The sequence below is a fragment of the Leucobacter tardus genome, assembly GCF_017583045.1.
Lineage (GTDB): Bacteria > Actinomycetota > Actinomycetes > Actinomycetales > Microbacteriaceae > Leucobacter > Leucobacter tardus.
This window is the reverse complement of the sequence record NZ_JAGFBF010000005.1, coordinates 379,859-394,101: the sequence shown is the minus strand read 5'-3', so window position 1 is coordinate 394,101 and position 14,243 is coordinate 379,859. Positions and strand designations below refer to the sequence as shown.

At 64.8% G+C, this 14,243-nt stretch carries 11 protein-coding genes; 5 read left to right on the top strand and 6 right to left on the bottom strand.

From position 1 onward, the window contains the following. Positions 1–2 precede the first annotated feature (2 nt). Positions 3–530 carry a RidA family protein gene (locus J4H85_RS08850; protein WP_208238818.1) on the bottom strand — a complete coding sequence of 176 codons (528 nt, stop codon included), beginning with the start codon at positions 528–530 and terminating at the stop codon, positions 3–5. Between the two features lie 319 nt (positions 531–849). Here J4H85_RS08850 and J4H85_RS08845 point away from each other — a divergent pair, with 319 nt between their 5' ends. The 4 genes from J4H85_RS08845 to J4H85_RS08830 are packed head-to-tail and all read left to right on the top strand — an operon-like array spanning position 850 to position 5,334. After that, on the top strand, positions 850–1,716 hold the full coding sequence (locus J4H85_RS08845; protein WP_208238817.1) for an ABC transporter permease: 867 nt from the start codon (positions 850–852) through the stop codon (positions 1,714–1,716). Between the two features lie 50 nt (positions 1,717–1,766). Next, positions 1,767–2,807: an ABC transporter substrate-binding protein gene (locus J4H85_RS08840; protein WP_208238816.1), complete on the top strand. Its 1,041-nt coding sequence runs from the start codon at positions 1,767–1,769 to the stop codon at positions 2,805–2,807. A gap of 32 nt (positions 2,808–2,839) precedes the next feature. After that, positions 2,840–3,622, top strand: coding sequence for an ABC transporter ATP-binding protein (locus J4H85_RS08835; RefSeq protein WP_208238814.1), 783 nt, complete (start codon positions 2,840–2,842; stop codon positions 3,620–3,622). Positions 3,623–3,681: 59 nt separating this feature from the next. Further along, positions 3,682–5,334 carry a M24 family metallopeptidase gene (locus J4H85_RS08830; protein WP_208238812.1) on the top strand — a complete coding sequence of 551 codons (1,653 nt, stop codon included), beginning with the start codon at positions 3,682–3,684 and terminating at the stop codon, positions 5,332–5,334. Between the two features lie 51 nt (positions 5,335–5,385). On the opposite strand, the gene J4H85_RS08825 is transcribed toward J4H85_RS08830, so the two are convergent. Beyond that, positions 5,386–6,279, bottom strand: a complete 894-nt coding sequence (locus tag J4H85_RS08825) for a LysR family transcriptional regulator (RefSeq protein ID WP_208238810.1) — start codon at positions 6,277–6,279, stop codon at positions 5,386–5,388. A gap of 170 nt (positions 6,280–6,449) precedes the next feature. On the opposite strand from J4H85_RS08825, the gene kdgD reads away from it, so the two are divergent. Continuing rightward, a complete protein-coding gene (gene kdgD, locus J4H85_RS08820) occupies positions 6,450–7,379 on the top strand; it encodes a 5-dehydro-4-deoxyglucarate dehydratase (protein WP_208238808.1) in 930 nt (309 codons plus the stop codon). A gap of 21 nt (positions 7,380–7,400) precedes the next feature. Here kdgD and narI read toward each other — a convergent pair whose 3' ends face one another. Genes narI through J4H85_RS08800 form a run of 4 tightly spaced genes read right to left on the bottom strand, consistent with a single transcriptional unit; the run spans position 7,401 to position 14,231 of the window. Continuing rightward, positions 7,401–8,162 (bottom strand): respiratory nitrate reductase subunit gamma, encoded by a 762-nt coding sequence (narI, locus tag J4H85_RS08815; protein ID WP_208238806.1) that lies wholly within the window; start codon positions 8,160–8,162, stop codon positions 7,401–7,403. Beyond that, positions 8,159–8,860 (bottom strand): nitrate reductase molybdenum cofactor assembly chaperone, encoded by a 702-nt coding sequence (gene narJ / locus J4H85_RS08810; RefSeq protein WP_208238804.1) that lies wholly within the window; start codon positions 8,858–8,860, stop codon positions 8,159–8,161. Before narJ ends, narI begins: the two co-directional genes overlap by 4 nt. Next, entirely contained in the window at positions 8,860–10,533 is a 1,674-nt protein-coding gene (gene narH, locus J4H85_RS08805) for a nitrate reductase subunit beta (protein WP_208238802.1), read from the bottom strand. The genes narJ and narH overlap by 1 nt, the downstream gene beginning before the upstream one ends. Continuing rightward, the gene (locus J4H85_RS08800; protein ID WP_208240356.1) at positions 10,530–14,231 is read right to left on the bottom strand and encodes a nitrate reductase subunit alpha; all 3,702 of its coding nucleotides are present in this window, start codon (positions 14,229–14,231) and stop codon (positions 10,530–10,532) included. Before J4H85_RS08800 ends, narH begins: the two co-directional genes overlap by 4 nt. Between the last annotated feature and the right edge of the window lie 12 nt (positions 14,232–14,243).

Below are 14,243 nucleotides of genomic sequence, written 5' to 3'. Positions count from 1 at the left end.
ATTCACCGAACGACAGCGGTCGGGTCGGTGGGCCCGGGTGAGGTGGCGAGGGCGAGGTCGATCTCGACCGTGGCGTTCTTCGGGAGGCGAGGAACTCCGATGGCGGTGCGCGCGTGGCGTCCGGCTTCGCCGAGCACCGCTCGCAACAGCAGGGATGCGCCCTCGGCGACTGCGGGCTGATCGTCGAACTCTGGGGCACTGGCGACGTACACCGTCAGTTTGAGGAGGCGCTCGACGCGGTCGAGGCCGATGGAGTGGTCGATGTGTTCGAGTGCGTTCACCGCGCAGAGCTCAGCTGCAGCGATCGCCTCTGCAAGGTCGGAACCGTGCGGCACGGCGCCGGTGTACACGACGCTTCCCTCCCATTTCGGGATCTGACCGGAGACGAAGGCGACTCCGTGCGCCTCGGCGACCGGGTCGTAGGCGTACGGCCCGCTGCGCGGCGCACCGAGTGCGAACCCCAGTTCCGCGAGTCGCGCTCGCGGGTGCTCCGAGGACCCGTGCGGCAGGTGGGTCGAAGTACGGCTCATGAGATCGTCCCTTCAGGTCGGTTCAGGTGCGCATCCGGTGTCCGGATACCCGGTAGTCAACCGGTGTTCGATGATCACGTCCAGCATCAAAGGAGTATGCAATGATGTCTGATCAGCATCGTTTCTTCTACTGGTCAATCATCGCTTAAGGAATACCTTCAGGGAATCGATGAATGCCGAAAGTGAGTTGCACCGGTATCCGCAGCGCTCCAATACTGAGGATCACGGTTCATCCTCGACCGTCGTGGCGCATCGCCATGAGATGCGCGTGTTTCCCGGCCAATGGCGCCCACCGCCAGTTATCGAACATGGGAAGGTCATGAACATCGATACTTCGAAGCACACCGCCGTCAGGCACGATCAGAGCATTGCCGCTCCATCGAGTCTGACCCAATCGCTCACCGTCACTCCGCCGGTTCGCCGTTCGCTGCCACCCGGCGTGGTGACGACCCTCAAAGCCGCCACCGGCATGCTCGGCATCTTCGCGGTCTGGGAGCTCATTGTGCGCGCTTTCCAGATTCCGACGTATCTCCTCGTCGGCCCGATCGCGGCGGTCACCCAACTCGTCGAGCAACCGGGTTATTTCGCGCAACATGCCGGAGTCACTGTCAGTGAGGCGCTGGCGGGCTTCGCACTGGGGACGGCCCTCGGCGTGATCTGCGGTGCCACGCTCTTCTACATTCCCGCGGTGCGACATTTTCTGTACCCGGCACTGATCGCGCTCGATACCATCCCGAAAGTGGCACTTGCTCCGCTGTTCATCGTCTGGTTCGGATTCGGATTCGAATCGAAGGTGTTCGTAGCCATGGCGATCGCGTTCTTCCCGCTGGTCATCAACACGTTCGACGGACTCTCCGCCGTTCCGAACGAGCTGAAGGAGCTGGCTCGCATCAACAACGCCAGCACTTGGATGCGGATGCGCAAGATCGAGTTCTGGTATGCCCTCCCCTCCATCTTCTCCGGTGCGAAGATCTCGATCTCCCTCGCGGTGGGTGGTGCGGTCGTCGGCGAGTTCATCGCCGGAACCGATGGTCTCGGCCAGGTAATTCTGCGGGCCAATGCTCAGAGCGACCTCGCAACGATGTTCGGCGCGTTCATGGTGCTGGCCGCGATCTCCCTAATTCTCTTCGCGTTCATCAGCTGGCTCGCCCAGCGACTGCTGCCGTGGCGCAACCACGTGAAATAAGTCTCGATCGCCGTTGATCACCCGCTGTACATTCAGAAAGGACCCCTCTCATGCGTGTCAAGACCTCCGGTGCGGCCGCCATGCTCGCCGCCGCCGCACTCGTCGCCACCGGTTGCTCCGGCTCCGGAGCAGCCGCCGACGGCTCCGATCAAGCCACCCTCATGCTCGACGTCGCGGTCCTCCCGAAGCACGCGCCGTTCTACGCCGCTGTCGACGCCGGCTTCTTCGCAGAGGAAGGCATCGATCTCGAGATCATGCCGGGCTCGGGATCGGCGAACACAGTTGCCTCCGTCGACACCGGGCGCGTCGATTTCGGATGGGCCGACTTCAATGTCTCTCTGCTGAATCGGGCGCAGGGGTCGTCGATTCAGCAGATCAATCTCGTGCAGGCTCAGTCCGCGTACGCAGCGCTCGCCCTTCCCGACTCCGGAATCTCCGACTGGGACGACCTCAAGGGGAAGACGGTCGCCACCGAGGGAAATGGCGCCATGGTTTCGATGTGGCCGGCCGTACTCGACACGTTGGGCTGGGACGACGACGAGGTCACCATCGTTTCCGCCGCCGGTGAAGCGAAGATCCCCGGTCTCATCTCGCAGCAGTGGGACGCCAACCTCGCGCTCTCCGTGTCGGACGGTCCGATGCTCGTCGCGGAGGGATACGACCCCGTGATCCTGCCTTGGGCCGACCTCGGTCTGCTCTACTACGGCAACGGCATCATCGCCTCGGATCAGACGATCTCCGAGGACCCAGAACTCGTGGAACGATTCAACCGAGCACTGCAGCGAGGGTTCGCATGGGCATGCGCGCATCAGGATGAGACGGCGCAGTCATTCACCGACGCCGTTCCAGGGTTCGACGAGGCCGCGCTGCAGAGCGCCATTGACGGGCAATGCGAGCTCATGTGGAATGACGAGAACGTCGAGACCGGCTTCGGCACGATGAGCGATGCGGGAGTCGAGAAGCAGATCGAGGTCGCTGTCGAATACCTCGGGCTGGAAAACCCCGAGTCGATCTCGCCCGACGACATCTACACGAACGACTTCTTGGAGCCGCTCGTGCCCGAGGACGTCGTCGAGGCGCCGGCCGAGTGACCCTCGGCGAACGTGAGGAAAGGATGAGGACCGTGACGACCGAAGCACCTGTCATCAGCGTCAGAGACGTCGGGATGACCTACACCGCACGACGCGGAGCCGGCAACACCGTACTGCGCGGCTGCGACTTCGACATCGCGCCGGGGGAGTTCGTCTCGATCGTCGGCCAGTCCGGCGGAGGCAAGACGACGCTCCTGAAGATCATCTCGGGACTGCTCGAGAACACCGAGGGCGAAGTGCTCGTGCGCGGGCGCGGCGTCAAGGAGGCACTGCGCGACATCGCCATGGTCTTCCAGGGGCCCGTGCTGCTGCCCTGGCGGAACAATCTTGCGAACGTCATGCTGCCGATGGAGTTCCGGAAGCGCGTGACGCCGGAGACTCGGGCGTACGCCCGAGAACTCCTCGAACTGGTGGGGCTGGGCGACAAGGCCGAGAGCTACTCGTACGAGCTGAGCGGAGGTATGCAACAGCGTGTCTCCATCTGCCGAGCCCTCGTCTCCCACCCTGAGATCCTGCTCATGGACGAGCCGTTCGGCGCACTCGACGCGATGACCCGCGACTCGATGAACTTCGAGCTGCAGCGCATCTGGCAGGAGACGAAGCGGAGCGTGCTCTTCGTGACGCACAGTATTCCGGAGGCGGTGTGGCTCGCCGATCGCGTCCTTGTAGTCGGAGACCGCCCGGGGCGCATCATCGCCGACATTCGCATCGACCTGGCTCGTCCACGCACGAAAGAGACGCGGTACACCGATACGTTCGCCGAAATCGTCGCCGATGTCGAGCAACTGCTCGGTGTCGAAGCCGGTATCAGCTGAACGTGGTGCTCGAATCGCACCGCAACACCCGTACCCCGAGAAGTGAGGAAGCACCCCATATGGCACGCATCATCTTCGACCCTGAAGTCCTGACCGAGCGTTACGGATTCGTCGCCCGAGAGCGTCTGCTGTTCGCCGCGATCCGCCGCGATTCCCACCCGTTCGTCACCCCGCTGATCTTCGAGAGCGATGATGCGGAGGTCCTGCTCGCTCGGCAGCAGGATCAGGGAAACCTGATCACGGGTGCCGGAATCGATGCAGATCGCATCCGGTTCTACGAACCCTGGGTAACGATCGACCCCCGTCCTGTCGCGGACGTGCCGGCCGCGGCGAACCTGGCTGCGTTGGTGAAGGACCTGGTCGGCGACGAATCGGTCGACCTGGACCCACGAGCTCCCTACACGCACTTCCTCAAGCTGACCGGCGAGGTCGATGTGCGCGTGACCCTGCCAGATGAGCGTCCGGTCCAGGTATTCGAAGTCGACCAGTCCGCGGTGCTGGACCGGATGGCACGATGGCGCGGCACGGCGATCCCGGTCGCCGAGCGGCTCATCGCCACCGAAGCGCACCTCTCGGGACTGGAGCGGGACCTCACCGCCGATGCCGACACCCGGTTCTCGGCGCTGCCCGAGGTGGGGGAGCAGCTCGGTGTCGAGGCGATCCTCTTCTCGTCCACACCGAACTTCACCGAAGTGACCGGAACTCCGCACCGCCCCGGCACGCTGGCGCTGTGGGTCGGCGATCGTCTCTTCGTCATCGCCGACGCCCAGACCCGCGACGTGGTGGGAACGCCGATCGGAACCTTCCCGTCACCGTCGGCAGCGATTCTGGACCTCGCACCGGGTGCTCGCATCGCGTTCGAGGAGCAGTGGGAGTCGGCGGCGCTCGGCCTCCGCCTGACCGATGCCGGTTCAGTACTCGTGTCTGCCTCGCGAGCCCTCGGGTCTTGGCGCGACGAGCGGGACAGCGAGGATCTGGCATTTCAGATCATCGCCGCGCGCGCATCGACCACCGCGATCGAGCAAACCGTGGACTGGTCACACGAGCAGCTGGACGCCGGCGCCGCATTCACCGAGAACGAACTGTACGCTCGCTATTTGGCCTTCCTCGACGGGTTCCGTGGTGACCAGAGCATCCCCTTCGGCATCGAACCCTATTTCACCAACCTGCACTCATCGCAGCGCATGCTCTTCCCTGGGCCGCCCACGGACTTCGTCATCGATGAGTCCACCACCTGCGTGCAGCTCGACGCCGGAGTGCAGGTCGTAGTGGACGGAGTAGTCGTTGCGACATCGGACATGGCGCGCTCGGTGTTGCGCACCTCCGAGGGTCGTGAAGCATACGAGACGCTCACCCGGGTCGTGCGCGACGAGATCATCCCGCACCTCCGACCCGGTGTCGTCTGCGAGGACGTGCACGCACGGACGCTCGCGCATCTCGCAACGGTGCGCCCGCGCATGCAGGAGATCGGCCTACTCGGCGACGAAGTCGACTTCGATGCCGAATATAGTAAGCGCAATGTCGGTCATCTGATGGGCAAGCAGGAGTCGTTCGCGAATGAACTGCGACCGGGATATCGCTTCGTCCTCCGAGAGGGATCTTACGGCGCCGCAGAGATTCCCTGGCGCTACGATCGGCACGCGATCGGCACCGAGGATCTCTGGTACATCGGCGCGGATCGCACCTACAATCTGACGCTCCGCGACCACTAGCTCACGCGCGCCCCGGGGCCTCGGCCCCGGGGCTTCGTCTGCCGAAGCCGCTCAACAGTCCTCGGTCGCGCGCCGCAACTCGTGAACGATGCGTCGTGTGAGCGGACGGGCGTCATCCGCGCGCCAAACGGCGTGCAGCTCGATCGGCCGCGGTTCGCTCGTCACGACCGGAGCGTAGGTCACGCCGGAGACCCCGAGCGCAGCGGCCGATTCGGGGACCAGTGCGACTCCGCATCCGGCGGCCACGAGCGCGACCATCGTCGACACCTGGCTCACGGTATACCGTTGCTTCCAGCGCGTGATGGGCATCATCCGCGTCGCGATGTCCGAGAAGTATCGGGCTTCGACAGGAGAGTGCATGATGATGTCCTCGTGCACCAAATCTTCGACCCCGATCGGGCTGGTGCGTCGTGCGAGCAAATGCCCGAGGGGCAGTGCGGCGAGCAGTCGTTCCCGATGGATCCGCGTCGAGGCGAAGATCGCGGGGTCGAAGGGCGGGCGTCCCACCGCGACGTCGATGGTGTTCTGGGTGAGCGCCTCAAGCTGATGCTTCGTGACCATCTCGCGCAGCTCGATCGTGACGTTGGGGAGCGACTCGGAGATGCGTGCGAGCACCGGACCAAGCAGCGTGAAAGCACTGGACGCGGTGAACCCGATGCGCACTACTCCGGAAAGCCCTGCGGCGATCGTGCGGGCGATCTGCGGCGCCCCGTCGGCGATCGCGATGATGCGACGCGCCTCGTCGAGGAACGCGCGCCCCGCGTCGGTGAGTTCCACGCGACGGTTGCTGCGAGTGAGCAACGGCACTCCGACCGCGGCTTCGAGTCGCTGAATCTGTCGGCTCAGCGGAGGTTGGGTCATCTGCAGGCGCTCCGCGGCCCGGCCGAAGTGCAACTCTTCGGCGACCGCGACGAGCGCGCGAACCTGGTCCAGCGTGTACGACATGACCCTCCACCATTCTGACGCGGACCGCGTTGCGGTCGATGCTGACACGGTATCAGACCATGCTACTTGAATGTTGGACAGGTATGAGTGGGCGGCGTAGCGTCTCTGGTACGGAATGTTTTTCCACCGCCTCAGGTGGTGTCGCCAATGAACAACGGAGGTTGATCGACGTGTCCACTATCGAACCCCAGGAACTCGCGAGTCGCATCGGATCGGGTCTGCTCTCGTTTCCGGTAACGCACTTCGACGATCAGCTCGCCTTCGCGGAGGACCCCTACCGGGAGCACATCGAGTGGTTGAGCAACTACCCGGTCGCCGGTCTCTTCGCCGCTGGCGGAACCGGCGAGTACTTCTCGCTCACCCTTGATGAGGTCTCACGGGTGGTTTCGGCAGCGGTGCAGCAGGTGAACGGCCGCACGTCCGTGCTCGGACCAGCGGGTGGATCTGTCGCCGCCGCGGTGGCGCAGGCGCGCGCGGTGGAGCGGGCCGGCGGGTCAGGCATCCTCCTCTTCCCGCCGTACCTGACGGAAGCCGGCCAGGCGGGCCTCGGCGCGTATGTCGAGGCTGTGTGCTCCGCAACCTCGCTCGGCGTCATCGTCTATCACCGTGCGAATGCGCAGTACTCTGCGGACACGCTGGTGCGCCTCGCCGAGCGGTGCCCGAACTTCATCGGTTTCAAGGACGGGGTGGGCTCGATCGAGCAGATGACGCAGATCGCGACGACGCTCGGGGACCGGCTCACCTACATCGGAGGTCTGCCCACGGCCGAGACCTTCGCGCTGCCCTACCTCGAGCTCGGTGTGACGACCTACTCGTCGGCGATGTTCAACTTCGTGCCCCAGTTCGCCATCGATTTCTACGGCACGGTCCGCCAGCGCGACCATGCAACGGTGTTCGCGGCGTTGCGTGACTTTGTGCAGCCGTACCTTGAGGTGCGCAATCGCGTCCCCGGGTATGCGGTGTCCATCGTGAAGGCCGGCCTCGACGCCGTGGGACGACAGGGTGGTCCGGTACGACCGCCGCTCCAGAACTTGTCGCCCGAGGATCACGCCGATCTCGAGCGCATCGTCGAGCGAGCGGTCGTGCCAGCACTCGTGTAGCGGGGTGCGCCCGGCGCGCAGTCATCGCTGGCGGAGGCGGCCAGCATCGGGTGGCGTGACCGGGTCCCAGCCTCGCCGCGCCGGCCGAGATCTCTCCTGCATCGCATCGCGCGAGCGGTACACGATGTACGGGCGCACCAGGTACCCCAACGGTGCCGAGAAGACGTGCACCAGCCGGGTGAACGGCCACAGGGCGAAGAGGAGCAGCGCGGTGACGACGTGCAGCTGGAAGAGCAGCGGGACCTCGAGCATCAGCGTGGGATCCGGGGAGAAGGTCAGCAAGTGTCGAAACCACGGAGAGACGGTCTCGCGGTAACTGAATCCTCCGCCGAACACCTGATGCACGACGGTCGCGAGCGTACCGAACAGCAGGGTGGCTCCCAGGAAGAGGTACATCACCTTGTCCATGACGGACGTCGCGAGCAACACGGGACCGACGGTGAGGCGCCGATAGATCAGGATCGCCAACCCGGCGAGCGTGAGGACTGCTGCGGCCGTGCCGAGCACCGTCGCACCGATGTGGTACAGGTGCTCATCGATGCCGATCGCGTAGAGCCATTCACGTGGAATGAGCAGGCCCACCACGTGCCCTGCGATGACCATGAGGATCCCGAGGTGGAACATGGGGGATCCCCAGCGCAGCAACCGACTCTCGTACACCTGGCTCGATCGGGTAGTCCACCCGAATTTATCGGACCGATACCGCCACACATGACCGATGACGAAGATCGCTCCGCAGACGTATGGCAGTGCGACCCAGAGCACGATGTTGAGCGGATTCATGCGGTCCCCTTCGGACTGAATGGCGGGAGATTTCCGAGGAAACTCAGTCCGACCGTCTCGGTCGGCGGGCCCTCGGTGACCAGGTCGAGTACCCGCTCGCGCGTGGCGCGGTCGACAACGGGCAGTGAGCGCACGACGGCGCGCACGATGCTGGCCCACGGGCTCCCCATGTCCTCGAGCGCTGCGCGGAGCACCTCGATGCCCTCGAGGTGGGCGGTGAGCATTGCCGCGGAGACGTCGTCGCCCGATTTTGCCGAGAACTCGAGCAGCATCGGCAGGTAGTCGGGCAGCTCGTCTTCGGTCGGCGCCCATCCGGCGGCCCGGTATGCCTCGATGAAGGTGACCAGCGCCGAACCGCGCTTCCGCGTGTCGCCCGTGGCGAAGTAGCTGAGGTACAGGCTGCACTTGCGCTTGAGGTCGAACGTCGTCACGTACTCCCGCTGCCACGCCAGAGGGCCGGCAGAGCGAGCGCGGTCGATGAAGCCGACGAAGGCCGTGCCGATCGGATCGGGCAGGGAATCGGAGGCGTGCTCAAGAGTGTCGATCCTCGTGAACCAGAGCTCATCCGGGTAGTCGAGCAGCAGCGAAGCGATCATGTGCGTGCGCGTGCGCTGCCCGTCCGTGAGCTCAAGCGGTTCCAACGCCGCTGGCAGCGATCGTTGCCGTGTCACACGATTGCGCAACGTGGTGACCGCCATCAGTCCTTCCCCTGCTTTCCGGTCTTGCGCAGCGGACCGAGGTCGCCCTGCGGAGGGAACAGGCCGTCGGGGGAGCCGTTGCCGTCCCAGTTCAGCAGGTTGACTCTGCCGGGGGTCGACGGACGGTCGGCGGTCTGCCGATCCTGCAGCGCGGTGACGTTCTCCACCGCGACCGGTGCCGGTGTGCCGCTCGAAGATCCGAATGGACCGACGCCGCCCATACCCGGCCCGCCGTCGAATTCGAGCGAGCAACCCATCTCTTCGAGGTCGTGGGCCTGTTCGGCGTGCGCCGACGGGATGACATAGCGTTCCTCGTATTTTGCGATCGCGAGCAGACGGTACATCTCTTCGATCTGCGATCCGGTCATGCCGACGGCGTTCGCTATACGCTCGTCGCGCTCGTCGTCGATACTCACCCCACGCATGTACGAGCGCATCGCGGCGAGCTTTCGCAGTGACCGGTCGACCGGGGCGGGATCGCCCGCGGTGAAGAGCTCCGCGAGATAGCCGATGGGAATCCGCAGCTTGTCGATCGCCGCGAAGAGTGTTCGCGCGTCCTCTCCGTCGTTGCCCGAACCGGTGACGACATCGACGATGGGTGAGAGCGGGGGGATGTACCAGACCATCGGCATCGTGCGGTATTCGGGGTGCAGGGGCAGCGCGATCTCGTACTGTTGGATCAGTTTCCAGATCGGACTTGCCTGAGCCGCCGTGATCCAGTCTTCGGGAATCCCCTCGGCGCGTGCCGCGTCGACGACCCCAGGATCGAACGGGTCGAGCAGCACGGATCGCTGCGCCGCGAGCAGTTCATGAGGGTCTTCAACACTCGCCGCCTCCGCGACCCGGTCCGCGTCGTAGAGCACCAGGCCGAGGTACCGGAGTCGTCCGACGCAGGTCTCGGCGCAGACGGTGGGCATACCCACCTCGATGCGGGGGTAGCAGAAAGTGCACTTCTCGGCTTTGCCCGTGCGGTGGTTGAAGTAGACCTTCTTGTAGGGGCAACCGGACACACACATGCGCCAGCCGCGGCACGCGTCCTGGTCGACGAGCACGATCCCGTCTTCTTGACGTTTGTACATCGCACCCGAGGGGCACGAGGCGACGCAGGAGGGGTTGAGACAGTGCTCGCAGATGCGCGGCAGATAGAACATGAACGCGCGCTCGTACTCGGCACTGACCTGCTCGCTCATCTTCTGCAGGATCGGATCCTCGTGCATGGTCTCCAGCGAACCGCCGAGATTATCATCCCAGTTCGCCGACCAACCGATCTTCATGTCTTTACCAGTGAGCAAGCTCTTCGGCCTCGCGACCGGAGTGTGCTCACCCTGCGGCGAGTTCAAGAGCATGTCGTAGTCGTAGGTCCACGGTTCGTAGTAGTCCTCGATCTCGGGCAGCTTCGGGTTCGAGAAGATTCGCGAGAGTTTGCGCAAGCGCCCACCGTCGTTCAGCCGAAGTCGACCGCGCTTATCGCGAATCCACCCGCCGCGCCACGCGTCCTGATCTTCGTAGCCGCGTGGATACCCGACGCCGGGACGGGTCTCAACATTGTTGAACCAGACGTACTCGACGCCGGTTCGGTTCGTCCAGGTCTGCTTGCACGTGACCGAGCAGGTGTGGCACCCGATGCACTTGTCGAGGTTCATGACCATCGACATCTGGGCCATCACTTTCATGAGTACTGCACCTCCTGGTTGCGGCGACGGATCGTGGTGACCTCATCGCGCTGGTTGCCGGTCGGTCCGAGATAGTTGAATGCCCAGGCGAGCTGCGCGTAGCCGCCGATGAGGTGGCTCGGCTTCATGAGGATGCGCGTGAGCGAATTGTGGATGCCCCCTCGCAGCCCGCTCGTCTCACTGAGGGGCACATCGACGGTGCGGTCCTTGGCGTGATACATGTACACGGTTCCCTCCGGCATGCGGTGCGACACGATGGCTCGCGCGACGACGACACCGTTGCGGTTGTACGATTCGATCCACTCGTTGTCGCGCACCCCGATCTTGGCGGCGTCTTCGACGCTCATCCAGATAGTCGGGCCGCCTCGTGAGAGCGAGAGCATGAAGAGGTTGTCCTGGTACTCCGAGTGGATCGACCACTTCGAATGCGGGGTGAGGTAGCGCACGACCACCTCGGCACCGCCGGAGAAAGCGTCGACGCCGTGCGCACCCAGCCGCGCATCGCCGAACAAACGGTGCATGTCAAGCGGGGGCCGGTATGTCGGCAGCGATTCACCCAGATCTTCCATCCAGTCGTGGTCGAGGTAGAAGTGCTGCCGGCCCGTCAGCGTGTGCCAGGGCTTCAGGTGCTCGACGTTGATCGCGAAGGCGGTGTACCGGCGGCCGCCGTGTTCGGAGCCGGACCATTCGGGCGAGGTGATGACGCTGCGCGGCTGCACCTGCACGTCGCTGAAGGTGATCTGCTTGCCCTCGTGCTCCGAGGCGAGAAAGGCGAGGCGTTGTCCGGTGTGTTCCTCGAGCGACGTGAATCCCTGCGTGGCGAGACGGCCGTTGGTGGTACCCGAGAGCGCGAGGATCAGTTCGCAGACCCGCTGATCCGTGTCGAGGCGCACCGCTCCGGCGAAGGGTCCGCTCGGCACAGCGCCATTCACCCGGCGCAGCTGCTCGATTTCGGGCTCCGCACGGAAGGTGACTCCCTTGGTCGTCAGCCCGAGCTTCTCCGTCAGCGGGCCGAGTGAACGCCAGCGGTCGAAGAGCTCGGGGTAGTTCCGCTCGACTACAGTGAGCTTCGGCATCGTTACTCCCGGTACGAGCGGCAGGTCACCTGCGGGATCGTACGGCGCGACGCGACCTTTGGGCGTGCTCATCACATCTGGGGTGTCGTGCTGCAGGGGCGTCGCGACCAGGTCGCGCCGCACACCGAGGTGATCGGTCGAGAACTCGGCGAATCGCTGAGCCATGAGACCGAACAGCTCGAAGTCGGTCTTCGTCTGCCATGGCGGGGCGATCGCGGGGTTGAACGAGTGTACGAACGGATGCATATCGGTCGACGAGAGGTCGTGCTTCTCGTACCAGGTCGCGGCCGGAAGCACGATGTCCGAGAAGAGCGTGGTGCTCGTCATGCGGAAGTCAGCGGTCACCAGCAGATCGAGTTTGCCTTCGGGAGCATCCTCGTGCCAGCGCATGTCGCGCGGCCTCGAGTCGGGCTCTGCCTCCGGTGCCCGCACTGCGGCATCGGTGCCGAGCAGATGCTTCAAGAAATACTCATTGCCTTTGCCCGATGAACCGAGGATGTTGGCGCGCCACACGAGCACCACACGCGGAAAGTTCTCGGGTGAGTCAGGGTCCTCGCAGGCGTACGAGAGCGACCCTTCGACCAGTGAGTCCACGACGTACTGCTGCGGCTCCTTGCCGACCGCATCAGCCTCCTCGCAGAGATCCAGCGGATTGCGGTTGAAGGTCGGGTAACTCGGCATCCATCCCCGCCGCGCAGACTCCACGAGGCAATCGGCGGTCGTCTTCTCGGTGAAGACCCCCCTGGCGAGCGGAGACGCGAGCTGGTCGGCAGGCAGTCCGTCGTATCGCCACTGGTCGGTCGCGAGGTACCAGTACGCGGTGCCGATCATGTGTCGCGGGGGGCGATTCCAATCCGCTGCTGCCGCGTACTGCTGGTAACCGGTGATGGGCCGCACCTTCTCCTGACCCACATAGTGCGCCCAACCCCCGCCGTTCACCCCCTGGCAGCCGGTCATCGTGGTCAAGGCGAGGAACGTGCGGTAGATCGTGTCGGAGTGGAACCAGTGGTTCGTGCCGGCGCCCATGAGGATCATCGATCTGCCCCCCGAACGATCCGCGTTGTCCGCGAATTCCCGAGCGATGCGAATCACCTGTTCCGCCGGTACCGAGGTGTGCTCCTGCTGCCACGCGGGGGTGCCGACCACGGTGGGGTCGTCGTATCCGGTAGCCCACTCGCCTGCGAGGCTGTCACGACCGACGCCGTACTGCGCGAGCATGAGGTCGAAAACTGTGGTCACCTGCTGGCCAGCGACCGTGCGCACCGGCACGCCGCGGCGCATCGTGCCCGAGCCGCCGGCGTGCGCCTGTCCATGGGCGCCCTCGGCCGGGGCGAGATCGAATCGCGGGAGCAGGATCTCGGCGCTCGCGCCATCCCAGGACTCGAGGTCGGCGATCGACAGCGGCGGGACGACGTCTTTCAGGTCGAGATTCCACGATCCTCGATCTTCCGGCGCGAAGCGGTGCCCGAGCGACCCGTTCGGTACGACCGCCTCACCCTCTTGGTCGAGAAGCAGCGGCTTGAAGTCGGCCTTAGGCACCGCGTTGCGATCGTCTGCGAGGTCGGCGGCGGTGAGGAACTTTCCGGGAACGAGACCCCCATCCGGGTGCTCGGCGAGAGCGACCAGATAGGGGGCATCGGTGTACCGACGCATGTAATCTTCGAAGCGCGCCGTCCGACGCTCCACGTAGTGCTCGCGCAGAATGACGTGCCCCATCGCAAGGCCGAGTGCCGCGTCGGTTCCGGGGTGCGGTGCCACCCACTCATCGGCGAACTTGGTGTTGTCGGTGTAGTCGGGAGAGACGGTGACGACCTTCTGCCCGCGGTACCGGGCTTCGGTCATGAAGTGGGCATCGGGGGTGCGCGTGACCGGAACGTTCGAGCCCCACATGATGAGGTACCCCGAGTTCCACCAGTCAGCGGATTCGGGCACGTCGGTCTGATCACCGAACACCTGCGGACTGGCGACGGGGAGGTCGGCGTACCAGTCGTAGAACGAGAGCATGGTCCCGCCGACGAGGTTCAGGTAGCGAGCGCCCGCACCGTGCGAGACCATCGACATCGCTGGAATCGGTGAGAACCCAGCGATGCGGTCGGGGCCGTACCGCTTCACCGAATAGACCTGTGCGGCCGCGGCGATCTCCATCGCTTCGTCCCACGTTGCCCGGATCAGACCGCCTTTGCCGCGCGCCCGACGATACTCTTTCGCCAACTCGGGATCTTCGACGATCGATGCCCAGGCGTCCACCGGATCGTGGTGCTTCTGCTTCGCCTCTCGATACAGCTTCGCCAGGACACCGCGAATGTAGGGGTAGCGCACGCGGGTGGGCGAGTACGTGTACCAGCTGAACGCGGCACCGCGCGGACATCCGCGGGGTTCGTACTCGGGAGAATCCGGCCCGACCGACGGATAGTCCGTCTGTTGCGTCTCCCAGGTGATGATGCCGTCCTTGACATACACCTTCCATGAGCAGGATCCGGTGCAGTTCACACCGTGCGTCGAACGGACGACCTTGTCGTGGGACCATCGGTCGCGGTAGAAGGCGTCGCCCTGGCGACCGCCCTCCAGGAACAGAGCTCGGAGATCGGGCGAAGCCTCCCCTCGACGCACGAAGCGCCCCATGGTGAGCAGCGA

Excerpts from the sequence above, each read along its gene's own strand:
- narH (WP_208238802.1), bottom strand. The coding sequence starts at position 10,533 with ATGAAAGTGATGGCCCAGATGTCGATGGTCATGAACCTCGACAAGTGC.
- narI (WP_208238806.1), bottom strand. The coding sequence starts at position 8,162 with ATGAATCCGCTCAACATCGTGCTCTGGGTCGCACTGCCATACGTCTGC.
- J4H85_RS08825 (WP_208238810.1), bottom strand. The coding sequence starts at position 6,279 with ATGTCGTACACGCTGGACCAGGTTCGCGCGCTCGTCGCGGTCGCCGAA.
- J4H85_RS08830 (WP_208238812.1), top strand. The coding sequence starts at position 3,682 with ATGGCACGCATCATCTTCGACCCTGAAGTCCTGACCGAGCGTTACGGA.
- J4H85_RS08845 (WP_208238817.1), top strand. The coding sequence starts at position 850 with ATGAACATCGATACTTCGAAGCACACCGCCGTCAGGCACGATCAGAGC.
- J4H85_RS08800 (WP_208240356.1), bottom strand. The coding sequence starts at position 14,231 with ATGGGGCGCTTCGTGCGTCGAGGGGAGGCTTCGCCCGATCTCCGAGCT.
- narJ (WP_208238804.1), bottom strand. The coding sequence starts at position 8,860 with ATGGCGGTCACCACGTTGCGCAATCGTGTGACACGGCAACGATCGCTG.
- J4H85_RS08840 (WP_208238816.1), top strand. The coding sequence starts at position 1,767 with ATGCGTGTCAAGACCTCCGGTGCGGCCGCCATGCTCGCCGCCGCCGCA.
- J4H85_RS08850 (WP_208238818.1), bottom strand. The coding sequence starts at position 530 with ATGAGCCGTACTTCGACCCACCTGCCGCACGGGTCCTCGGAGCACCCG.